General features: G+C 75.6%; 7 protein-coding genes. All 7 read right to left on the reverse strand.

The features are described 5' to 3' along the window. Nucleotides 1–136: 136 nt before the first annotated feature. The 7 genes from F1615_RS15865 to F1615_RS15895 all read right to left on the reverse strand — a co-directional run bounded on the left by F1615_RS15865 (nt 137) and on the right by F1615_RS15895 (nt 24,873). On the reverse strand, nt 137–1,378 hold the full coding sequence (locus F1615_RS15865; RefSeq protein WP_244328758.1) for an NAD(P)/FAD-dependent oxidoreductase: 1,242 nt from the start codon (nt 1,376–1,378) through the stop codon (nt 137–139). 350 nt (nt 1,379–1,728) lie between these two features. Beyond that, a complete protein-coding gene (locus F1615_RS15870) occupies nt 1,729–3,489 on the reverse strand; it encodes a non-ribosomal peptide synthetase (RefSeq protein ID WP_167533764.1) in 1,761 nt (586 codons plus the stop codon). Between the two features lie 44 nt (nt 3,490–3,533). Beyond that, nucleotides 3,534–6,674 carry an amino acid adenylation domain-containing protein gene (locus tag F1615_RS15875; RefSeq protein ID WP_149549634.1) on the reverse strand — a complete coding sequence of 1,047 codons (3,141 nt, stop codon included), beginning with the start codon at nt 6,672–6,674 and terminating at the stop codon, nt 3,534–3,536. A 31-nt stretch (nt 6,675–6,705) separates the two neighbouring features. Next, a complete protein-coding gene (locus F1615_RS15880; RefSeq protein WP_149549635.1) occupies nt 6,706–7,530 on the reverse strand; it encodes a mycofactocin-coupled SDR family oxidoreductase in 825 nt (274 codons plus the stop codon). Between the two features lie 9 nt (nt 7,531–7,539). After that, nucleotides 7,540–8,247, reverse strand: a complete 708-nt coding sequence (locus F1615_RS15885) for a thioesterase II family protein (RefSeq protein ID WP_149549636.1) — start codon at nt 8,245–8,247, stop codon at nt 7,540–7,542. 25 nt (nt 8,248–8,272) lie between these two features. Further along, a complete protein-coding gene (locus F1615_RS15890; RefSeq protein ID WP_149549637.1) occupies nt 8,273–17,125 on the reverse strand; it encodes a non-ribosomal peptide synthetase in 8,853 nt (2,950 codons plus the stop codon). Then, on the reverse strand, nt 17,122–24,873 hold the full coding sequence (locus F1615_RS15895; RefSeq protein WP_149549638.1) for a non-ribosomal peptide synthetase: 7,752 nt from the start codon (nt 24,871–24,873) through the stop codon (nt 17,122–17,124). Before F1615_RS15895 ends, F1615_RS15890 begins: the two co-directional genes overlap by 4 nt. Nucleotide 24,874 lies beyond the last annotated feature (1 nt).

The following is a 24,874-nucleotide window of genomic DNA, read 5'->3' on the forward strand; positions in this document are numbered from 1 at the left end:
CGTGCCGCCAGATGGTCGGCCGGTGATTTTGCAGCGATATGCAATCCGCCGCGGGGGCGCGCTTTTCCGGCGCGCCGCACACTCGAATCATCCAGGAATTACGGCCCGCCGAAAGGGCCGTTTCAGCAAGCTGCGACTACAGCTGTTTCCACGCGGCGACGACGTCGTCGGCGGCGCCGTGCGCCGCCAGCGACCGACGGGCCGCCACGAGGGCCTTCGGCCAGTTGACGGTCAGTACGGCGGCCAGGCGCTCCCCGTGCCCGTAGGCGACGGCGAACCGGCGCGGCGCCACGCCGGCCCGCACCACGGTGACGTGGTGGCCGGGGTCGGGCCGGCCGAGCAGGGTGATCTTGCCGCCGTACTGGTCGGACCAGACGAAGAAGTCGTGCCGGTGCGGGGGTTGCTCCTCTCCGGCGATGTCCCGGGCGACGGCGCCGGCCTCCTCCACGGCGTTCGTCCAGTGCTCCGTGCGGACGTGCCGTCCCAGGAGCGGGTCGTACCGGCGGGCGACGTCGCCCACGGCGTACACCGTGCGGGCGGCGTCGACGGCGCCGTGGGCGTCGCACAGGACGCCGCCGTCGGCGTGCAGCGGGATGCCGGAGCCGGCCAGCCAGCCGGTGTCCGGGCGGACGCCGATGCCGACCACGACGGCGTCGGCGGGCAGCACGCGTCCGTCGGAGAGGGCCACGCCGGTGACGGACGGCTCGCCGACGAGCGAGGCGACACGGGCGCCGGTCAGCAGCCGTACCCCGTGGTCCGCGTGCAGCAGGGCGAGTTCGGCCGCCGGCTCCTCCCCCAGCAGCCCGGACAGCGGTGCGGGGAGCGCCTCCACCACGGTGACCTCGAGGCCGCGGGCGCGGGCCGTCGAGGCCACCTCGGCCCCGACGAACCCGCCGCCCACGACGACCAGCCGGCCCCGGCCGACGCGGTCGAGGTCGGCGCGCAGCCCGTGGCAGTCCGCGAGGGTGCGCAGCACGTGCACGCCCCGGCGGGGCATGCCGGGCAGCCGGCGGGGAGAGGCGCCGCAGGCGATGACCAGCCGGTCGTAGCCGAGCCGGGTGCCGTCGTCGAGCCGCAGCACGTGGTGGTCCGTGTCCAGTGCGGTGGCGGCGGCGACGTGGCGTGCGGCGCCCCACTGCGCGGGGTCGCCGAGCGAGGCGCGCCCGGCCTCCCAGTCGCCGGCGAGGATCTGCTTGGACAAGGGGGGCCGGTCGTACGGCGCGTCCGGATCGGGGTCGACGAGGGTGATCTCCCCGGTGTGGCCCGCCTCCCGCAGCGCGGCCGCGACGCGGGTGCCGCCGACCGACGCGCCGACGACCACCACACGGCCGTCACGCGCCGCGGGTCCGGCGGACGCCGCGGGTGTGGCGGACGCCACCGGCCCGGCGGACGCTGTGGGTCCACCCCTCGCCACCGGCCCGGCGGACGCCACGGGGCCGGCGCTTGCCCCGGATCCGCCGCTCGCCCCGGGTCCGGCGGACGCCCCGGGTCCGGCGGACGCCACCGGCCCGGCGGACGCTGTGGGTCCACCCCTCGCCACCGGCCCGGCGGACGCCACGGGGCCGGCGCTTGCCCCGGGTCCACCGCTCGCCGCGAGTCCGGCGCTTGCCCCGGGTCCGCCGGACGCCGCAGGTGCGGCGCTTGCCCCGGGTCCGCCGCTTGCCCCGGGTCCGGCGGACGCCGCGGGTCCGGCGGGTGGCCGCTCGGCGGGCGTCGCAGGCTCGGCCGTCACGACACGGCTCCCTCGGTCACGGCGCCGGGGGCGTGTGCCGCCAGGGCGCGCGGGGTGCGCAGCTCCAGTACGTCGCGCAGCCCGAAGGCCAGGCCCTCCTTGCGGGCCCTGCCGGCCAGCCGGGCGGCACGGAGGCTGTCCCCGCCGCGGGCGAAGAAGTCGTCGTCGAGGTAGACCGCGGGCAGCCCGAGGACCTCGGCGAACAGGGCGCACAGCCGCGCCTCGGCCTCGGTCTCCGGCGCGGCGCCGACCGGGCCGTCCTCGGCCGGCGGCTCGGGAAGGGCGTCCTTGTCGAGCTTCCCGTTGGAGGTCAGGGGGAGTTCGGCGACCACGACCACGGCCGCCGGGACCATGTAGGAGGGCAGCACCCGGGCCACGGCCGCGCGCAGGTCCGCCGGGTCGGGGCGCGCGCCGTCCTCGGGGACGACGTAGCCCGCCAGGTACCGGTCGCCGGAGCGGTCCTCGCGTGCGATCACGGCCGCCTGCCGCACCCCCGGCCGGGCGGCCACCACCGAGGTGACCTCGCCGAGTTCGATGCGGTAGCCGCGGATCTTGACCTGGTCGTCGGTGCGGCCCAGGTACTCCAGGAGCCCGTCGGGCCGCATCCGCGCGATGTCGCCCGTGCGGTACATCCGCCCGCCGCCGGGCGCGGCCACGAACCGCTGCGCCGTCAGCGCGGGGCGGCCCAGGTAGCCGCGCGCCACCTGGCCGCCCGCGATGTACAACTCGCCCTCGGTGCCGGGCGGGACCGGCCGCAGCCGCTCGTCCAGGACCTGCAGGGAGGTGCCCGGGGTGGGCCTGCCGATGGGGGTGGCGCCGGGCTCGACCGGGTCGTCGGGGCCGATGGAGAAGACGCAGCAGCCGACGGTCGCCTCGGTGGGGCCGTACTCGTTGACCACCGTCGCGCCCGGGTGGGTGCGCCGCCACCGCTCGACGACGTCACCGATGAGCATCTCGCCGCCGACCACCAGGTCCGCGGTGGGCGACAGCTCGGCAGGGAGCGCGGTGAGCAGTGGCAGGTGCGAGGGGGTCGCCTTGACGAAGGCGGGCCGGCCGGGCGCCGCGCCGGGTTCCGGTTCCCGGTCCAGTGACCCGACGCGCACCCGGCCGCCCAGCAGCAGCGGCCCGTACAGCGCGGTCACCGTGAGGTCGAACGCGACCGGGGAGTGCAGCAGCGCGCTCTCCGCCAGGCCCGGGTAGGCGGCGCAGGCGAACTCCAGGTAGCGCAGCAGGGTGTCGTGCTGCACCGTCACGCCCTTGGGGCGGCCGGTGGAGCCCGAGGTGTAGATGACGTACGCGAGGTTGCGCGCGGTGAGCGGGGCCGGCCGGTCGGCGTCCGTGGGGTCGTGCGCCGGGCCGCCGGACGCCTCGGCGGCGGCGACCACCGCGGGCACCCGGACGGTGGTGAGGCAGTCGGCGCCGGGGCCGTCGTCCTGGACGAGCATCAGGTCCAGGCCGGTGTCCTCGACGATGAACGCCAGGCGCTCGGGCGGGCAGTCGTCGTCGACCGGGACGTAGGCGGCGCCCGCCTTGAGCACGCCCAGCAGGGCGACCAGCAGGTCGTCCGACCTGGGGACGCGGACCCCGACGACCTGCTCCGGGCCGACGCCCCGGGCGAGCAGGTGGTGCGCCAGCAGGTTGGCCCGGTGGTTGAGTCCGGCGTAGTCCACCTCCCGCCCGTCGCAGTGGACGGCGACGGCGCGCGGGGTGCGCGCCACCTGTGCCTGGAAGAGTTCGGGGAGGGACGGTTCAGCCATCGTGATGTCCTCTTGCTGTCCTCGTGCGGGGGAGTCGTCCGGGGTCATCCGGCGTGGTCCGCGGCCAGTTGCCGGATCGTCGGGCGCAGGTACAGCTCGCGCATGGCGACCGTGGGACCGCCGCGCCGGCGCAGGGCGGCGCCCACGCGCATGGCGAGCAGCGAGTTGCCGCCCAGGTCGAAGAAGTTGTCGTCCGGGCCGACGGGTACGCCGAGGACCTCCGCCCAGACGTCGAGCAGCACCTGTGCGAAGGCGTCACCCGGGGGCGTACCGGGCGCGGCGGCGGAGGCCGGCGCGGCGAGGGCCGGCGCGGCGGGGGCGGGCACGGCGGGGGCCGCCGGCACGGGCGCGGGCAGCCGGCGGGTGTCGAGCTTGCCGTTGGTGGTGAGCGGCATCCGGTCGAGCGCGGTGACCGTCGACGGCACCATGTACTCGGGCAGGAACCCGCTCGCGCGCTGCCGCACGGAGGCCGTGTCGTCGCCGTCCATCACCACGTACGCGTCGAGCTGCGCGGTCGCCGCGTCGTCGGGGTCCGTCCGGTTGAGCACGACGGCCGCGGCGGTCACCCGGGGGTCGTCCAGCAGCACCGAGCGGATCTCGTCCAGCTCGATGCGGAAGCCGCGCAGCTTGACCTGGCTGTCCAGCCGTCCCAGGTGCTCCAGCCGCCCGTCGGGCAGCAGCCGGCCCATGTCACCGCTGCGGTACTCCCGTTCGCCGGTGCGCGCGTCGGTCAGGAACCGCTCGGCGGTGAGCTCGGGCCGGTTGAGGTAGTGCGCGGCGACGCCGGCCCCGCCGACGCGGATCTCACCGGCGACGCCCGCCGGCAGGGTCCGGCCCTCGGGGTCGGCGACCCGTACCGACCAGCCGGGCAGCGCGTGGCCGACCGACCTGGATCCGGCGAGCGCCTCGGCCCGGGTGACGGTCTGCGCGGTCACGTGGACCGTGGTCTCGGTGATGCCGTACATGTTGACCACCCGGCACCCGGTCTCCGGGTGCCGGTCGAACCAGGGCAGGAGCATCCGCGGGTCGAGTCCCTCCCCGCCGAAGACGACGAGCCGTACGGGGGCGGCGTCCGCGCCGTCCCGCTCGACCTCCACGAGGTGGGCGAAGGCCGACGGGGTCTGGCTGAGCACGGAGACGCGCTCCTCGCGCAGCAGCCGGTGGAAGTCCTCCGGCGAACGCGACACCCAGTAGGGCACGACGACCAGCCGGCCGCCGGTGAGCAGGCAGCCCCAGATCTCCCACACCGAGAAGTCGAAGGCGCTGGAGTGGAACAGCGTCCAGGTGTCGTCCTCGTTCAGGGCGAAGTCGTCGGCGGTGGCGGCCATCAGGCTGAGCACGTTGACGTGCGGGACGACCACGCCCTTGGGGCGGCCGGTGGAGCCGGAGGTGTAGATGACGTACGCCGGGTCGGCGGGGCCCGTCTGCGACGGCGGCGGTCCGTCGCACCGCTCGGGGGCGTGCTCCTCGAGTTCCGCCGGGGACAGCACCCGCACGGCGCCGCCGCCGGGGAAGCCGGCGCGGTCGGTGAGCACCGTGGTGAGTCCGGCGTCCTCCGTCGTGTAGGCGAGCCGGTCCTCGGGGTAGGCCGGGTCCATGGGGACGTAGGTGGCGCCCGCCTTGAGCACCGCGAGCAGGGCGACGATCAGCTCGGCGGAGCGGTCAAGGCACACCCCGACGCGGTCGGAGCCGGCCACGCCCAGGGCGCGCAGGGCGTGCGCGAGCCGGTCGGCGCGGCGGTCGAGTTCGCCGTAGGTGAGCCGGGTCCTCTCGTGGCACACGGCGACGGCGTCCGGCCGCGCGGCCGCGATCGCGGCGATCGCGGTGTCGAGGCGCTGCGGCGTGAAGGACGGCAGCGGGGCGGACCGCCGGTGCGCGGCGAGGCGTTCGGCGTCGTCCTCCTCCCACGGCCGTACGTCGGCGACGGGGGTCTCCGGTGCCTCGGCGAGCGTCCGGTGCGCCTCGCGCAGGTGGCGCAGGAGTTGGCCGGCGATGCCGGCGGACAGCGTCCGCGGGGAGAAGTCGCAGCGGAGCCGCCGGTTGCCCGCGGGGTCGCGGTCCACGGTGACGGTCACCGGGAACGGCGGGAGCTGGAACGGCCGGTACTCGGCGTACTCCGCGCCGGGCAGGCCGGCCGCCGGGTCCCGGTCGGCGAGGACGAGCCCCAGCGGGGCGGTACCGGCCGCGGTGAGGGCGCCACGGAGCTCGGCCGTGTACCGGGCGGGCCCGGCGGCCAGGTGGGCGCGGAGTTCCTTGTCGGCGGTGCCGAGGGTGTTCCCGCCGTCGGCCGTCACCGGCACCAGGGCGAGGTGCTCGCCTCCGGCGGCCTCGTCCGGGAGCAGCGCCGCGACGGCGGTCGTGCGCACGCCCTCGTAGCGGGCGAGGACGACGCCGAGAGCGGTGGTCCAGCTCACGGCGTCGGTGACGGGGTGGCCGTCGGGCAGCGGCAGCACACGGACGCCGGGCTCGTCCGGCCCGTGCGCCCGGCCGAGTCCCCAGGCCGGCCGCGCCTGGGGGGCGCACTCGGCGAGCTCGGCGGCCTGCCGGACGGCGTCGGCAGCGGGGGCGCCGCCGTCCGCCGGGGCGGCCCGGCCGGCGCCCGGGCCCGCCCCGGCCGGCGCGTCCGGCCAGGCGGGGGCCGCGTGGACGCGACCGGGGCCCATCGCGGGGTCCGCGCCCGTGGCGTTCGCGGCGGCCGAGGCGGAGGCGTCGGCGGGTCCGTCGGCGTGGCGGGCGCGGGTGACGGCGGCCGGACCGTCCGGGTCCGGGCCGGCGCCGTTCAGCATGCGGGCCGCGAGGGTGTGCAGGGCCTCGGTGTCCAGGGTGGCGCGGTGGGCCACCAGCACGAGGTCGGCGGCGCCGTCGGCGTACCGCAGGAGGACCGCCCGTGCCGGGGTGTCCGGGTGGGCGGGCAGCGGGCGGGCGAGTTCGCGTGCGCGCCACCGCTCGGCGGCGGGCTCGTCGGCCCGGTACGGCACCCGCTCGGTCCACAGCCGTACGGATCCGGGCGGGGTCACCGCCGTGCCGGGGGCGGCGGGCGCCGCGCCGGTGAGGCGTACGCGCAGTGCGTGGCACGACGGGCCGGCTGCGGCGCGGTCGCGGTCCGGGGCCCGCTCGCCGGTACGGGCGGCGGGGCTCGGCTCCGGCGCGGGCGGTGCGACGGCGTCCTGGTGAGAGATCGACACGACTGGGTCCCCTAGGCGTGGTTGTGATGGCTCAGCGGGTGGTGAAGCCGCCGTCGACGGTCAGCACGGAGCCGGTCACCTGCCGGGACTCGTCGGAGGCCAGCCAGAGCGCGGCACCCGCCACGTCCTCCGGCTCGATCAGCGCGTTCATCGGCTGCGACTGGACGAAGGCCTGCTCGTGCTCGCCGACCGGCAGTTGCAGCGACCGGGCGATCTCGGTGAGCATCCGGCCCTCGGCGCGGCTGTCGTCGCGGATCGACCCGGGGCACAGGGCGTTGACGCGCACCTTCAGCGGTGCGTAGTCCAGCGCGGCCGCCCGGGTCAGCCCGATCAGGCCGTGCTTGGAGGCGGTGTATCCGGCGAAGTGGCGGTAGCCCACCAGACCGGCGGTGGAGGCGACGTTGACGATGCTGCCGGAGCGCCGCGCGACCATGTGCGGGCCGACCAGCGACATCATGCGCCAGGCGCCGGACAGGTTGACGTCGATCATCACCTGCCACTCGTCCTCGGTGATCTCGTGGGTGGTCCGGCCCGACGGCGCGACGATGCCCGCGTTGTTGACGAGGACGTCGATCGCGCCGAACCGGTCGAGCGTCTCGTCGACCGCCGCGCGCAGGGCGGCGCCGTCGCGGATGTCGGCGGCCGCCGTGAGCACGGCGGAGCCCTGCTCACGGCAGAGCCGCGCGGTGTGGTCCAGCTGGCTGACCGTGCCGAGCGGGTAGGGCACGCCGTCCACGTCGCCGCAGACGTCGAGCAGGGCGAGGTCGGCGCCCTCCCGGCTGAACGCCAGCGCGCAGGCACGGCCGACGCCGCGCGCGGCTCCCGTCAGGACGACGGTCTTTCCTTGCAGGCGCACCGGGACTCCTCAGGAACGGTGGGGGTGGACGTCGGCGAGCACGTCGATCAGGCCCTCGGGGTTGTCGATCAGGTACATGTGGCCGCCCTCGACCTCCACGAAGTGGAACTCGCCGCTGGTGGCCTTGGACCACTCCATGGCCTGCTCGGTGGTCACCAGCGTGTCGGTGGTGCCGCGCACCGAGACGATCGGCACGGACAGCGGTGCTTCGGAGGAGGGGACGTAGCTCTCGTGCATCTCCACGTCGGCGCGGAGCGTGGGCAGCAGCAGTTCCCGCATCTCCGGGTCCTCCAGCGCGTCGTGCCGGTAACCGGCGAACTCCTTGACCCGGTCCAGGAACTGGTCGTCGTCGAGTCCGCTCGCCCCGTTCTCGCGCTTCGTCCACGGCCCCGGGGAACCGCTGACGACGAGCGCCGCCAGGTCGACGCCGTCGGTCGCGGCCAGCCCGTGGGCGATCTCGTACGACAGCACCGCGCCGAGGCTGTGGCCGAACAGGACGACCGGGCCGGCCCCCCGGACCCGCTCCAGCACCTCGGGCAGCAGCCCGTCGGCGGCCTCGACCGCGTTGCGGTACGGCTCCTCGGCGAACCGCTGCTCACGGCCCGGGAGCTGTACGGCGGCGAGCTCGAACCGGTCCTGGACGAGCGGCACCCAGGGGCGGAAGACCGAGGCACCGGCCCCGGCGAACGGCACGCAGAGCACGACCGTCTTCGACATGGTGATTCCTTTTCTGTGCTGAGGGTCAGGCGTGGTCCGCGCGAGCGGCGGGGGCCAGCTTCTTCGCCAGCACCGCCCCCATCTCGGCGAGCGGCTCGGGCCGCATCAGGTCGTTGTGGGAGGCGGCGACGGAGTGGACCTCCAGGTCCCCGCCGACGTGGTCGTGCCAGTGGCCGGGGTCGCCGACCGGGTCGACGGTCGCGGCGAACAGCACCGCGCCGGCCCGGCAGCGCCCGGTGGGCGCGGCACCGTCGATGCGGAAGCTGTTGGCCATCACGTGCTGCAGCCGCCGCAGCTGGTCGGCGGTCAGGCCGGCCAGGTCCTTCCCGGCGGAGCGCACCGCCGCCATGACCGAGTCGGCGTCGACCGGGCCGTCGACGTCGGCCGCTTCGAGACCGGCGGCGGCGAGGACGCCGTCGAGGAACTCCCGTTCCGAGAACCGCGCCTCGGGGTCGGCCTCGGTGTTGGGGTAGGCGTCCAGCAGGGCGAGCAGCTCCACCTCCTGCCCGTCGGCCTCCAGGCGGGCCGTCATCGCGTGGGCGATGCGGCCGCCCAGCGACCAGCCGAGGAGCCGGTAGGGGCCCTCGGGCTGGACCGCGCGGACGCGGGCCACGTAGTCGTCCGCCATCTCCTGGAGCGTGCCGGGGAGCGGGCCGTCGCCGTCGAGTCCGACCGCCTGGAGGCCGTACAGGGCGACCTCCGCGGGCAGGTGCTCGGCGAGGGACGCGTACGGCCAGCTGAGTCCGCCGAGCGGGTGGACGCAGAACAGCGGGGTGTCCGTGCCGGGGCGCAGGGTCAGCAGCGGGGCGGTCGGCCCGGCCGTGGTGTCCTGGCCGAGGCGGCCGGCGAGGGCCGCCACCGTCGGTGCCTCGAAGACCGACACCACCGACAGCTCCGCGCCGAGCCGGTCGCGGACCCGGCTGATGAGCTTGGTCGCGAGCAGCGAATGGCCGCCGAGGTCGAAGAAGTTGTCGTCGATGTGGACCGTGTCGTGGCCGAGGAGCCCGGCGAAGATCTCGCACAGCGCCGCCTCGGTCGCGTCGCGCGGGCCCCGGCCGGGCCGGCGGTCGAGCAGGCGCGGGGCCGGGAGGGCCTTCTTGTCGACCTTGCCGTTCGGGGTGACCGGCACGGTGTCGATGACGGCGTAGTGCACGGGCACCATGTGGTCGGGCAGCAGGGCGGCGAGGTGGTCGCGCAGCTCCTCCGGGCCGACGGGGGCGGCCGGGTCGGCCGCGGTGACGTACGCCGCGAGGCGGGTGTCGCCCGAGGGGTCCCGGAGCGCGGTCACCACGGCGCTGCCGACCCGGGCGTGCCGGGTGAGCGCGTGCTCGATCTCGCCGAGCTCGATGCGCTGCCCGCGGATCTTCACCTGGTCGTCGGTGCGGCCGAGGTACTCGATCACTCCGTCCCGGGTGATCCGGGCCAGGTCCCCGGTGCGGTAGAGCCGGGAGCCGGGCGGGCCGTACGGGTCGGCCACGAACCGCTCCGCCGTCAGGTCCGGCCGGCCGAGGTAGCCGTGCGCCAGCTGCACGCCGCCGAGGTAGAGTTCGCCGCTGCTGCCGGCCGGGACCGGGCCGAGCGCGGCGTCCAGCACATGGGTCCGGGTGTTCCAGACGGGCCTGCCGATCGGGACGTTCGCGCTGTCCGGCCGGGCGGCGCAGTCCCAGGCGGTGACGTCGACGGACGCCTCGGTCGGCCCGTAGAGGTTGTGCAGTTCCACTCCGCCGAGCAGGGCCCGGAACCGGTCGCGCAGACCGGCGGGCAGGGCCTCGCCGCTGCACAGCACGCGGCGCAGGCCGGTGCAGCGGGCGGCCTCGGGCTCGGCGAGGAACACCTCCAGCATCGACGGCACGAAGTGGACCGTGGTGATGGCCGCCTCCTGGATGAGGCGGGCGAGGTAGGCGGGGTCCCGGTGGCCCCCGGGCCGCGCGGCGACCTGGACCGAGCCGGTCACCAGCGGCCAGAAGAACTCCCAGACGGAGACGTCGAATCCGGACGGGGTCTTCTGCAGCACGCGGTCGCCGGAGCCGATGCGGTAGGCGTCCTGCATCCACAGCAGGCGGTTGACGATGCCCCTGTGGGGGACGACGACGCCCTTGGGGCGGCCGGTCGAGCCGGACGTGTAGATGACGTAGGCGGGCGAGTCCGGCAGCGGTCCTGGCAGCGCCCGTGTCTCCTCGGCGGACACGGCCGCCAGTTCCCAGTCGGTGCCGAGGTCGTCCAGCACGACGAGGGAGCGGACGGTGCCCTTGACGGCATCGGGCAGGGCGCGCAGCGCCTGAGAGGTGGTGAGCAGGACGGCGGGGCGGGCGTCGCCGAGGACGTAGGCGATCCGCTCGGCCGGATAGTCGGTCTCCACCGGCAGATAGGCGGCACCCGCCTTGAGCGCGGCGAGCAGGGCGACGGTCAGGGCGGCCGAGCGCGGCACGGCGACCGCGACGACGTCGCCGCGGCGCACGCCGCGGGCGGCGAGCAGCGCGGCCAGCCGGGAGGAGCGGTCGTCGAGTGCGGCGTAGCTCAGCTCGCCGTCCTCGCCGGTCACCGCCGGCCGGTCCGGGGTGCTCGCCGCTTGTGCGGCGAAGAGCCCGGCGAGGGTCTCCGGCGCGAAGCCGGACTCCGTCGCGGGGGGCAGTTCGAGGCCGTGGGCGGTGTCGTTGAAGCCGGTGACCAGCCGCTCGCGCTCGGCGGGGTCGAGGATGTCGATCCGGGTGAGCGGGGTCGCCGGCTCGGCCACGGCGGCGGTGAGCAGCCGGACGAGGCGTTCGCCGATGAGCCGGACGGTGCCGGCGTCGAACAGGTCGGCGCTGTACTCGAGGGAGACGTCGATGCCGGCGGGGGCGCCGTCGAGGTCGGTGCGTTCGACGAAGTTGAAGCCGAGGTCGAACTTGGCCGCGGAGGTCTCGCCGTCGACGGGGCGGGCGGTCAGGCCCGGCAGGTCGAGGGTGGCGACCGCGTTGTTCTGCAGCACGATCATCACCTGGAACAGCGGGTGCCGGGCGAGCGACCGGGCGGGCTGCACCGCGTGCACCAACTGCTCGAACGGCAGGTCCTGATGGGCGTACGCCGCCAGGTCCGTCACCCGGACCCGCTCCACCAGCTCCCGGAACCCGGGATCGCCGGAGACGTCGGTGCGCAGCACCAGCGTGTTCACGAAGAACCCGACCAGATCGTCCAGCGCCGCGTCCGTACGGCCCGCGATCGCCGTGCCCAGCGGCACGTCCGGGCCCGCGCCCAGCCGGGACAGCAGCCCCGCCACACCGGCCTGCAACACCATGAACAGCGACGATCGCGTGGAGCTCGCCAGGCCGGTCAGGTCGCGGTGGAGTCCGGCGCCGAGTTCGACGGAGACCGTCCCGCCGCGGTACGAGGCCACCGCCGGACGGGCGCGGTCCACCGGGAGGCTCAGCTCGTCCGGCAGCCCCTGAAGCGCCTCGCGCCAGTACGCCAGCTGCGCCGCGATCGGCGAGTCGGCGTCCTCCTCACCGCCCAGCACGTCCCGCTGCCACAGCGCGTAGTCCGCGTACTGCACCGGCAGCGGCTCCCACTCCGGTGCCGTGCCCGCGAGCCGCGCCCGGTAGGCGAGGGCCAGGTCGCGTCCGAGGGGGGCCTGGGACCAGCCGTCACCGGCGATGTGGTGCATCACGACGCACAGCACGTGCTCGGTCTCCGAGACGCGGAACAGCGACGCCCGCACCGGCAGGTCCACCGCCAGGTCGAACCCGGCCGAGGCCGCCGCTTCCAGCGCCGTCCGCAGACCCTCCTCGGTCACGTCGACGACCTCGACGGGCACGACGGCCTCCGCGGCCGGGAGGACCCGCTGCCACGGTTCGCCGTCGGTCTCGGGGAAGACGGTGCGCAGCGCCTCGTGCCGGGCGACCACGTCGTGGAACGCGGCGGTGAGCGCGGGCACGTCCAGCGCGCCGGAGAGCCGCACCGCCACCGGCACGTTGTAGGTGCCGCTCGGCCCCTCCATACGGTTCAGGAACCACAGCCGCCGCTGGGCGAAGGCCAGGGGCACCCGTTCCGGGCGGTCCGCCACCGCGCGCACGGGCGGACGGCCACCCGCCGACGAGGCGACGACCCGCTCGGCGAGCGCCGCCACCGTCTGCGCGTCGAAGATGTCGCGGAACGGCAGCTCGATGCCGAAGGTGGAGCGGACCCGGCTGACCAGACGGGTGGCGAGCAGCGAGTGGCCGCCCAGGTCGAAGAAGCTGTCGTCGATGCCGGTGACCGGCTTGCCGAGCAGGTCGGCGAAGAGCCCGCACAGGGTCTGCTCGATGTCGTTGCGCGGGGCGCGTGCCGTGCTCCGGTGGGGCTCGGGCAGGGCCGCGCGGTCGATCCGGCCGTCGGCGGTGCGCGGGAAGGCGTCCAGTGCCAGGTAGTGGGCGGGGACCGCGTACTCGGGCAGGGCCGCGGCGGCGTGGGCGCGCAGTGTCCCGGCGTCCGCCGGGGCCGCCGGGTCGGCGGGGACGTGGTGGGCGACCAGCACGGTCGCGCCGGCGGGGCCCGGGCGGGCGGTCACCAGTGCGGCGCCGACGGCCGGGTGGGCGGTCAGGACCCGCTCGACCTCGCCCGGGTCGACCGGGCGGCCGCCGACGGCGACACGGCCGTCGGTCCGGCCGAGGAGTTCCACCGTGCCGTCCCGGGTGATGCGGGCCAGGTCGCCGGTGCGGAACAGCCGGGAGCCGGGGGGACCGTACGGGTCGGCCACGAAGCGCTCCGCCGTCAGGTCCGGCCGGTTCAGGTAGCCGTGCGCCACCTGCACACCGGCGACGTAGAGTTCGCCGGCGCTGCCGGCGGGCAGCGGGGCGAGGTGGTCGTCGAGGACGTACACCCGGGTGTTGCGGACCGGCCGGCCGGCGGGCGGGTGGGCGGTGGTCGTGCCGGTGGCGCCGTCCCAGGCCAGGACGTCGAACGACGCCTCCGTGGGGCCGTGCAGCACCCGCAGTTCCGCCCCGGGCGACAGCGTCCGGAACCGGTCGGGCAGGCCGGCCGGCAGGGCCTCGCCGCCGCACAGCACGCGGCGCAGCCCGGTGCAGTGGGCGGCCTCCGGCTCGGCGAGGAACACCTCCAGCTCCGACGGCGCGAAGTGGGCCGTGTTCACGCCGGCGCGGTGGATCAGCCGGGCCAGGCGGACCGGGTCGCGGTGGCTGCCGGGCCCGGCGACCACCTGGGTGGCACCGGCGGCCAGCGGGGCGAACTGCTCCCAGACGGAGACGTCGAGGTCCTCGGGAGCCTTGTGCAGCACCCGGTCGCCGGCGCCGAGGCCACAGGTGTCGCGCATCCACAGCAGCCGGTTCACGATGCCCCGGTGCGGCAGGAGGACACTCTCCCCGCCGGGCGTGCGGATGAGGTAGGCGGGCGCGTCGGGCAGCGGGCCGGGCAGTTCGCGGTCCGGTTCCACGGACACGGCCAGGGGGTCGTCGACCAGGACCGGCCCGGTCACCGTCGCGGGCAGTGAGGGCGCGGTGTCCCGCGTGGTGAGGACGGCGGCGGGCGCTGCCTCGCCGAGGACGCGGGCGATCCGTCCGGGCGGGTCCTCCGGCCGGACCGGCAGGCAGACGGCGCCGGCCCGCAGCACCGCGAGGTGCGCGACGGTCAGGGCGGCCGAGCGCGGCACGGCGACCGCGACCACGTCGCCGCGGCGCACACCGCGGTCGGCGAGCAGCGCGGCGAGGCGGGCGGAGCGTTCGCCGAGTTCGGCGTAGCTCAGCTCGCCGTCCTCGGCGACGACGGCCGGGTGGTCCGGGGCGGCCGCCGTCCGGGCCGCGAAGAGCCCGGGGAGGGTGTCCGAGTGCTCCGGTCCGTCGGCCTGCTCGATGCCGGGCCGGCCGGTCAGCAACTGCTGCCACTCGCGCGGTTCGAGCAGGTCGAGACCGCTCAGCGGCATGGCGGGGTCGGCGACGGCCAGGGTGAGCATGCGCACCAGGCGCCTGCCCAGGACGGCGACCGTGTCCTCGTCGAAGAGGTCGGCGCTGTACTCCACCGTCACCTCGACACCGGCGGGCGCGCCCATGTCGTCCTTGCGCTCGACGAAGTTGAAGCCGAGGTCGAACTTCGCGGCGCCGATGTCCCCGTCGATCGGGCGGGCGCTCAGGCCCGGCAGGTCCAGGGAGGCGACCGCGTTGTTCTGCAGCACGATCATCACCTGGAACAGCGGGTGCCGGGCCAGTGACCGGGCGGGCTGCACCGCGTGCACCAACTGCTCGAACGGCAGGTCCTGATGGGCGTACGCCGCCAGGTCCGTCACCCGGACCCGCTCCACCAGCTCCCGGAACCCCGGGTCGCCGGAGACGTCGGTGCGCAGCACCAGCGTGTTCACGAAGAACCCGACCAGATCGTCCAGCGCCGCGTCCGTACGGCCCGCGATCGCCGTGCCCAGCGGCACGTCCGGGCCCGCGCCCAGCCGGGACAGCAGCCCCGCCACACCGGCCTGCAACACCATGAACAGCGACGACCGCGTCGCTCGCGCGAGTCCCACCAGGTCCCGGTGCAGCCGCGCGCCCAGGTCGACGGAGACCGTCCCGCCGCGGTACGAGGCCACCGCCGGACGGGCGCGGTCCACCGGGAGGCTCAGCTCGTCCGGCAGCCCCTGAAGCGCCTCGCGCCAGTACGCCAGCTGCGCCGCGATCGGCGAGTCGGCGTCCTCCTCACCGCCCAGCACGTCCCGCTGCCACAGCGCGTAGTCCGCGTACTGCACCGGCAGCGGCTCCCACTCGGGCGCCGCGCCCGCGAGCCGCGCCCGGTAGGCCAGTCCCAGGTCGCGCGCCAGCGGCGCCTGCGACCAGCCGTCACCGGCGATGTGGTGCACCACGACGCACAGCACGTGCTCGGTCTCCGAGACGCGGAACAGCGACGCCCGCACCGGCAGGTCCACCGCCAGGTCGAACCCGGCCGAGGCCGCCGACCCCAGCGCCGCCCGCAGACCCTCCTCGGTCACCTCCACGACCTCGAGCGGCAGGTCCGCCTCGGCGAGCGGCACGACCCGCTGCCAGGGCTGCCCGTCCACGTCCGGGAACACCGTGCGCAGCGACTCGTGCCGCCCCACGACGTCCCGCAGCGCGGACCGCAGCGCGGGCACGTCCAGCGTGCCCGTCAGCCGCACGGCCAGCGGGATGTTGTACGTGCCGCTCGGCCCCTCCATGCGGCCCAGGAACCACAGCCGCCGCTGCGCGAACGACAGCGGCACCCGTTCCGGGCGCTCCCCCGCCGCGCGCACGGGCGGACGGCCGCCCGTCGACGAGCGGGTCACGCGCTCGGCGAGCGCCGCCACGGTCTGCGCGTCGAACAGGGCGCGGACGGGCAGTTCGATGTCGAAGACGCTGCGGACCCGGCTGACCAGCCGGGTGGCGAGCAGCGAGTGGCCGCCCAGGTCGAAGAAGTTGTCGTCGATGGAGACCGAGGGCACGCCGAGCGCCTCGGCGAACAGTCCGCAGAGCACTTCCTCGTGCGGGGTCCGCGGGGCCCGTCCCCCGCCGGAGACGACGGTCAGGTCCGACACCGACGTGCCGCCCGTGTCGCCGCCGGCGCTCTCCGCGCCGGCCGGCCGCATTTCGGGCACGGTGACCGAAGCCAGCACCTCGGTCACCGGCCGGGAGTCGTCGTCGGCGACGGCCGTCAGCAGCCGCTCCAGCTCGGTCAGCAGGGCGCCGGCGGCCTGGGCGGTGAACAGGCCGCCCTGGTGACCGAGCCGGAGCTGGACGCGCTCGCCGGGTACGACGATCAGCGTCAGCGGGTAGTGGGTGGCGTCGTCGCCGGACACACCGGTCACGGTGAGGTCGCCGATGGACGACTGGAGCGAGTCCGCGTCCACCGGGTAGCTCTCGAAGGCGACGAGGCTGTCGAAGAGGCGGCCGTGTCCTGCCGCGCGCTGCACCTCGGTCAGGCCGATGTAGTGGTGGTCCAGCAGGGCGGACTGCTCGTCCTGGACCCGCAGCAGCAGCTCGCGCAGGGTCTCGCCGGGCGCGAGCCGGATGCGCACCGGCACGGTGTTGATGAACAGGCCCACCATGGTCTCGACGCCGTCGAGCTCCGGCGGGCGTCCGGAGACCGTCGCGCCGAAGACGACGTCGTCGCGGCCGGTGAGCCGGGCGAGCAGCAGGCCCCAGGCCGTCTGCACCGCGGTGTTGACGGTGATGCCGAGCCGGCGGGCGAGCGCGGTCAGGCGCGTGCTCGGCCCGGCCGGCAGGTCGGTGACGACGCGGCCCGGCAGCGCTTCGAGGGTGTCGTCGGCGCCGGGGGCGACCAGGGTGGCGCCCGGCAGGCCGTCGAGCGCGGACCGCCAGGCCTTCAGGCCCTGCTCCTTGTCCTGCCTGCGCAGCCAGGCCAGGTACAGCTTGAAGGGCGCGGCGGGCGGCAGGACGGAGGCGTCGCCGCGCGCGCCGTACAGCGCGAACAGCTCGCCGAGCACGATCGGCATGGACCAGCCGTCGAGCAGGATGTGGTGGCAGGCGAACATCAGCCGCCAGCCGCGGTCCGCCAGCCGCACCACGGTGAAGCGCAGCAGCGGCGGCTTGGTGAGGTCGAAGCGCACGGCCCGCTCGGCCGCGTCCAGTTCGGCCAGGCGCGCCGCGCGCTCCGGCTCGCCGAGCGCGGACAGGTCGTGCACGACGACGGGGGTGTCGAAGGCGCGCGGCACGACGCTGACCGGCCGGCTCAGGTTCTCCGAGAGGAACCCGGCCCGCAGGTTGCCGCGGCGGACCAGCAGCGCGCGCACCGCGTCGCGGAAGACGTCCAGGTCGAAGGGGCCCTCGAAGTCGATGGCCAGCCGCACGGTGTAGACGTCGAGGGCGTCCTCGTCGTAGGTGGCGTGGAAGAGCATCCCTTCCTGCAGTGGTGCCAGGGGAAGGATGTCCTCGAAGAGGTCGTTGCTGGTCACTGGGTCTTCCTCCACTCTGCTTCCAGCACCCCGAGGTCGTCGAGTTCGAGGTCGATCAGTGACAGGTCCGAGGGGGTGAGGCCGGTCGGCTGCTCCTCGGCGGCGTGCTCGGCGAGCGCGGTCAGCGCGCGGAACCAGCCGTCGGCCAGGGCGCGCAGCTCGTCGTGGACCAGCAGGCGGCGCGGCCAGGTCCAGTTGGCGACCAGGCGCGGCCCGGCCGGGCCGTCCTCGACGACGACGTTGAGGGAGACCGCGTGCGGGGCCGGCATGTCCGGGTCGCCGCCGCCCAGTTCGCGCAGCACCTCGCCGTCGGCCGACATGCTCCAGTCGTCGCCGCCGGACGCGTCGGCGACCGCCGTGCGGCCCAGGTAGTTGAAGCCGAACTGGGGCTGCCCGCAGGCGGCCAGTTCGTCGCGGGTGCGCGGGTTGAGGTGGCGCAGCAGGCCGTATCCGACGCCCTCGTCGGGCATCTCGCGCAGGGTCTCCTTGACCCGGGAGAGGGCCTTGTGCAGGGCGCCGGGGTTGGTGAACACCTGGCCCCAGGAGACCGGGCCGAGGTCGAGGCGCACCGGGGCGAGGCTGGTGAACCAGCCGACGGTGCGGGAGACGTCGAGGTCGTGGCCGGCCGGTATCTGCCGGCCGTGCCGTTCGACGTCGACCAGGACGGCGGTGCCGGCGCCGAGTCCGCGCCGTCTGCGCCAGTCGGCGACCGCGAGGGCGAACGCGGTCAGGAACACGTCCTCCACGCCGCAGCGCGCCGCGGCCGGTACGGCGGTCAGCAGCCGCTCGGTGACGTCCTCGGGCAGGGTGACGGCGAGTGCGCTCTGGGTGCCCATGGTGTCGAGGGCCGGGTCGCGCCGCTCGGCGGTCACGGGTATGTCCTCGTCGCGCAGTTGGTCCGCCCACCAGGCGACCTGTGCGGCACGGGCGGGCTGCGCGGCCAGTTCGCCGAGCCACTGCGCCCACCGGCGCCACGCGGTGCCGACCGGTTCGAGCGCGGCCTCGGTGCCGGACGCGGCGGCCTGCCAGGCGGCGGCCAGGTCGGGCACCAGGATCCGCCAGGACACCCCGTCGACCACCAGGTGGTGGGCGACCAGCAGCAGCCGGCCCGGGGCGTCCGCTCCGGCGTCGAACCACACCGCACGCACCATCTCGCCGCGCGTGGGCGCCAGTTCACCGACGGCCCGCTCGGCGTGACGCGCGATCGCGGCCCGCAGCTCCCCGGGCCCGGCCCCGGCGACGTCGACCCGGGTGACGCAGCCCGCGGCGTCCACCGCTCCGCGCGGCCGGACCTCGTACGACCACTCCCCCGCCGTGTCCGACAGCGTCAGGCGCAGCGCGTCGTGGTGGTCGAGGACGGTGCGCACGGCCGTGGTGAGCGGCCGCAGGCCGAGACCGGCGGGCACCCGCAGCAGCACCGACTGGTGGAACCGCTCGGTGCGGCCGCCGAGTTCGCGCAGCCAGTGGGTCATGGGGGTGAGCGGCACCTCGCCGATGCCGGCGTCCGGGTCCTGCTCGGGCAGGTCGTCCACGCTGCGGGCGACCGCCGCGAGACCGGCGACCGTCTTGTGCTCGAACACGTCCCGGGGCGTGATGACCAGTCCGCCCTTGCGGACCTCGCCGACCAGCTTGATGGAGACGATGCTGTCGCCGCCGAGTTCGAAGAAGCCGGCGTCGGCGCCCACCTCGGCCAGCCCCAGCACCTCGCGGAACGCCTCGGCGACGATCTTCTCCGCGTCGGTGGCCACCGCCCGGCCGCCGTCGGCGCCGCCGAACTCCGGCGCGGGCAGGGCCGCGTGGTCGAGCTTGCCGTTCACCGTCAGCGGCAGCGCGTCCACGACGACGACCGCCTGCGGCACCATGTACTCCGGCAGCCGCTCGGCCGTGCGGGCGCGCACGCTCTCCGGGGCGCACTCGGCGTCGCCGTCGGGCACGACGTACGCCACCAGCTGCCGTACGCCGGGACGGTCCTCGCGGACCACCACGGCCGCCGCGTCCACTCCGGGGCAGCCCGACACCGCCGCCTCGATCTCGCCGAGTTCGATGCGGAAGCCGCGCAGCTTGACCTGGTTGTCCCGGCGGCCGACGAACTCAAGACCGCCGTCGGCCCGCCACCGCACCACGTCACCGGTGCGGTACAGCCGTTCGCCGGGCCCGCCGAACGGGTCGGCGACGAACCGCTCCGCCGTCAGCCCGGGCCGGCGCAGATAACCGCGTGCCAGCCCGGCGCCCGCCACGTACAGCTCGCCCGCGACACCGACCGGACACAGGTTCAGCGCGCCGTCCAGGACGTACACGCGGGTGTTGGCGATGGGGCCGCCGATGGGCGGGGTGGCGGAGCCGTCGACCGGTGCGGACGCCGTGGCGCACACGGTGGTCTCGGTGGGGCCGTAGGCGTTGATCACCCGGCGGCCGGGCGCCCAGCGGGCCACCAGGTCGCGCGGGACGGCCTCCCCGGCGAGCACCAGGGTCAGGCCGGCCGGCGCGGACTCCGGGTCGGCGCCGGACAGGGCGGTCGGGGTGAGGGTGGCGTGGGTGACGTCCCGCTCGCGCAGGAAGCCGGTGAGGGCGTCGCCGAGGACCGGCCCGTCGGCGGGGGCGAGGACCAGGGTGGCGCCGTTGAGCAGCGCCATCACCGTCTCCCAGGCGGCGGCGTCGAAGCTCGGCGCGGCGAACTGCCCGACCCGGCTGTCGGCGGTCACGCCCAGGTACCCGGCCTGCCAGGCGGCCAGGCTGCCCAGTCCGCGGTGCCCGACGACGACGCCCTTGGGGCGGCCGGTGGAGCCGGAGGTGTAGATGACGTAGGCGGGATGGGCGGTGAGGAGCGGGGCCCGCCGGTCGGCGTCGGTGACCTCGGCGCCGGAGAGCCGGGCGAGTGCCCCGACGACGTCGGGGCTGTCCAGGAACACCGGCTCGGCGATCTGGTCCGGGAGCCGGTCGGCCAGAGCGGTGAGGGTGACCACGAGCACCGGGTCGCCGTCGGTGAGCATGTACTCGATGCGGTCGGCGGGATGGTTCGGGTCGACCGGCACGTAGGCGGCGCCGGCGGTCGTCACCGCGAGCAGGGCGGTGGTGAGTTCCACGGAGCGCGGCAGGACCAGCGCGACCCGGTCCTCCGGGCCCGCTCCGTGCTCGATCAGCAGCCGGGCCAGCCGGTTGACCCGGTCGGCCAGCGTCGCGTAGTCGAGCTCGCCCGTCTCGCCGACGACGGCCGGGCGGGTGGGGTGGGCGGCGGCCCGGGCGGCGAACAGCTCCGGGACGGTGCCGGCGGGCACCGGCCGGCGGGTGTCGTTCCAGCCGGTCAGCAGTTGCGCCCGCTGTGCGGGCGGCAGGATCTCCAGGGTGCGCACCGGGCGGGCGGGGTCGGCGACGGCGGCCCGCAGCAGCGCCACCAGGTGGGCGGCGATGCGTTCCGCGCTGTTCCGGTCGAACAGGTCGGTGGCATAGTTCAGCAGTCCGGAGATGCCGCCGCCCGCGGTGTCCTCGACCAGGGTGAGTTCCAGGTCGACCTTGGCGACCGGCAGCGGCATCTCGTGCGGGGTGACCGTGAGGCCGGGCAGCTCGACCTCGCGCAGGTCGTTGTTCTGGTAGGCCAGGATCACCTGGAACAGCGGGTTGTGCGACAGCGAGCGGTCGGCGCCGACCAGGTCGACCAGCCGCTCGAACGGCAGGTCCTGGTGGGCGTACGCCTCCAGCGCCACCGCGCGGGCCCGGCGCAGCAGTTCGGCGAAGCCCGGGTCGCCGGAGACGTCGGTGCGCAGCACCAGCGTGTTGACGAAGAAGCCGATCAGGTCGTCGGCCGCGGCGTCGGTGCGGCCGGCGACCGGGGTGCCGATCGGGATGTCGTCGCCGGCGCCGAGCCTGGACAGCAGTGCGGCCAGCGCGGCCTGGAACACCATGAACGGCGTGGTGTCGGTCTTCGCCGCCAACGCGCGCAGCTCGGAGGTCAGTTCGGGGCCGATGTGCACCGGCACGGCGCCGCCCCCGTGGCCGGCGACGGCCGGGCGGGGCCGGTCCGCCGGCAGTTCGAGCTCCTGCGGCGCGCCCGCGAGCCGCTCGCTCCAGTAGGCGAGCTGGGCGGCGGCCGTGCTGTCGTCGGCCCGCTCGTCGCCGAGCAGTTCGCGCTGCCAGAGGGCGTAGTCGGCGTACTGCACCGGCAGCGGCCGCCAGTCGGGCGCGGAGCCCTCCAGGCGGGCCCGGTAGGCCGCCGACAGGTCGCGGACCAGCGGCGCCTGGGACCAGCCGTCACCGGCGATGTGGTGCACGACCGCGCAGAGCACGTGCTCGTCGGGGGCGAGGCGGAACACCCAGGCGCGCACCGGCAGGTCGACGGCGAGGTCGAAGCCCGCCGTGCCGGCCGCGTGCAGGGCCGCGGGCAGCCCGGCCTCGGCGACGTCGGAGACCTCGATGTCCACGAGGGCGTGCCCGGCCGGCAGGACCTGCTGCCACGGCTCGCCGTCGGTGTCCGGGAACACGGTGCGCAGGGCCTCGTGCCGGGCGACGACGTCGTTGAACGCGGCGGTCAGCGCGGCCGTGTCCAGGTCGCCGGTCAGCCGTACGGCGAAGGGGATGTTGTAGGTGGCGCTCGGTCCCTCCATGCGGTTGAGGAACCACAGCCTGCGCTGGGCGAAGGACAGCGGCACCCGCTGCGGTCGGTCCGCCGGGCGCAGCGCGGGCCGGGCGGCCGCCGGGGTGTCGGTGAGCCGGGCGGCGAGCGCGGCCACGGTGGGTTCCTCGAAGACGCGGCGGATGGGCAGTTCGACGCCGAGGACCGAGCGGACCCGGCTGACCAGCCGGGTGGCCAGCAGCGAGTGCCCGCCCCGCTCGAAGAAGTTGTCGTGCACGGAGACCGTGTCGAGGCCGAGCACCTCGGCGAACAGCCCGCACAGCAGCTCCTCGTGCGGGGTGCGCGGGCCGCGGGTGTCCTCCTCGGTGTGCTCGGGCGCGGGCAGCGCCCGCACGTCCAGCTTGCCGTTGGTGGTCAGCGGCAGCGCGTCCAGCGCGACCAGGGGCCGCGGCACCATGTACTCGGGCAGCCGCTCGGCCGCCCAGGCGCGCAGGTCCTCGGTGTCCAGGCGGGCGCCGGCGGCCGGGACGGCGTAGCCGACCAGGTGCCGCACTCCGGGCCGGTCCTCGCGGACCACGACGGCGGCCTGGCCGACGGCGTGGTGCCCGGTCAGTACCGCCTCGATCTCGCCGGGTTCGATGCGGAAGCCGCGCAGCTTCACCTGGTTGTCGCTCCGGCCCACGAACTCCAGCAGGCCGTCCTCGCGCCAGCGCACCACGTCGCCGGTGCGGTACAGCCGGGTGCCGGGCCCGCCGTAGGGGTCGGCGACGAACCGCTCGGCGGTCAGGTCGGCCCGGCCGACGTAGCCGCGGGCCAGTCCCACGCCGGCCACGTACAGCTCGCCCGCGACGCCGGGCGGGCACAGCCGCAGGCCGCTGTCGAGCACGAGGACGCGCTTGCCGTCCATGGGGCGGCCGATGGGCACGGACTCCGGCACGGATTCGCCGGGCGGCAGGGTGTGCGCGGCGGCCATGACGGTGACCTCGGTCGGCCCGTAGGCGTTGACCACGGTGAGGTCCGGGCAGGCGTCGAGGACCTGGCGCACGGACGCGGCGGGCAGCGCCTCGCCACCGGTCCACACCTCGCGCAGCGGCCGGAGCACCTCGGGCGCCTCGGCGGCGATCAGCCGGAACAGGCCGGTGGTGAACAGCGTGGCGGTGATCCGGTCGCCGGCGAGTACCCGTCCGATGGTGGCGATGTCCAGGTCGCCGGGCGGGCCGACGACGAGGGTGGTGCCGTTCAGCAGCGGGATCCACATCTGGTACGTGGAAGCGTCGAAGGCGTGGGCCGACTGGAGCAGCACCCGCTCCTGCGAGCCGTTCGCGAACCGGCTGTCGGCGGCGAGGTCGCCGACGCCGCGGTGGGTGACGGCGACACCCTTGGGCCGACCGGTCGAGCCGGAGGTGTACATGATGTACGCGGTCCGGTCGGGGCCCGGCGGCATCGGCACACCGCCCTCGGGCAGGGGATGGTGGTCCGGCAGGTCGCCCTGCTCCAGGATCACCTTCACCCCGCTGTCGGCGAGGATGTGCGCGCGCCGGGCGGGCGGCCAGCGGTGGTCGAGCGGTACGTACACGGCACCGGCGCGGACCACGCCGAGCACGGCGAGGACGTACTCGGCGGAGCGGTCCATGGCGATGCCGACGGGCTCCTCCTCGCGCACCCCGCGCTCGCGCAGCCAGGCGGCGATCCGCTCCACCCGGTCGGTGAGTTCCGCGTAGGTCAGCGAGAGGTCACCACAGACCAGCGCCTGACGGTCGGGTGTCCCGGCGGCGCGCAGCGCCAGCAGTTCGGGCAGGGTGCGCGCCTCGGCGGGGACGGGCGGCGGGCTCCACTCGTCCAGCAGCCGGGAGCGGGCGCCGGCGTCCAGCACGTCGACGTCGCCCGCGGGGAGGGACGGGTCGGCGGTGAAGGCCTCCAGTACGGCGGTCAGCGCACGGCTCCAGCCCTCGACGCGGGCCTCGTCGAAGGCGTCGGCGCGGTAGGTGAAGCGCAGTTCGAGCGAGGAGCCGGGGATGACCATGAGGGCGAGCGGATAGTGCGCGCCGTCGGTGGAGAAGGTCCCGGCGACCGACAGCCCGCCGGGGAGGGTGAGGGCGGCGGGGTCGACGGGGAAGTTCTCCGTCACGGTGAGGGTGTCGAACAGGTCGCCGTGGCCGGCCGTGCGCTGGATCTCCGCCAGGCCGAGGAACTGGTGGGCCATCAGGGCGCGCTGCTCGTCCTGGAGCCGGCGGCACAGCGCGAGCAGCGGCTCGTCGCGGCGCAGGCGCACCCGTACCGGCACGGTGTTGAGGAACAGGCCGACCATGGTGTGCACGCCGGGGATCTCCGGCGGCCGGCCGGCGAGGGTCATGCCGAAGGTGACGTCGGTGCGGTCGGTCAGCCGGCCGAGCAGCAGGCCCCAGGCGGCGTGCACGACGGTGTTGAGGGTGAGGCCGAGTTCGCGCACGCGCCGGTTGAGCCGCTCGGTGGTCCCGGGCGACAGCCGGGCGCTCACCCTGCTGGGCAGCACCGAGGCGGAGCGGTCGTCGGGCAGGGCGGCCAGCCGGGTCGGCCCGTCGAGCCCGGCGAGCGCCTCCTGCCAGGCCCGGCCCGCGGCGTCGCGGTCCTGCCGGGCGAGCCACCCCAGGTGGTAGCGGAACGGCGTCACCGGCGGCAGTGCGGACGCGTCACCGCCCGCCGCGTACAGCTCGAACAGTTCGCGCACCAGGACCGGCGCCGACCAGCCGTCCAGCAGGATGTGGTGGTTGGTGACCAGCAGCCGGTGCCGCAGCGGCGCGGTGCGCACCACGGTGAACCGCAGCAGGGGCGGGCGGTGCAGGTCGAAGCGGGCGGCCCGGTCCCGCTCGGTGACCTCGCGCAGCGCCGCGTCCCGCTCGTCCTCGGGCAGGTGGGTCAGGTCGGTCTCCCGCCAGGGCAGGTCGACCTCCTTCGGGACGAACTGCAGGGGGCGCGCCCCGCCGTCCCGGAAGCCCGCGCGCAGGTTGCCGTGCCGCTGGAGCAGGGCGTGGGCGGCGGAGCGCAGGACGGGGACGTCGAGCGGGCCGTCGATGTCCATGCCGAGCTGCATGACGTAGACGTCCGGGCCGTCCTGCTCGTCGTACTGCGCGTGGAAGAGGAGTCCTTCCTGCAGCGGGGTCAGCGGCAGGACGGCTTCCAGCGACGAGGGCTCGGTGGTCATT

It is taken from the genome of Streptomyces marokkonensis (assembly GCF_008312835.1).
GTDB classification, from domain to species: Bacteria; Actinomycetota; Actinomycetes; order Streptomycetales; family Streptomycetaceae; genus Streptomyces; species Streptomyces marokkonensis_A.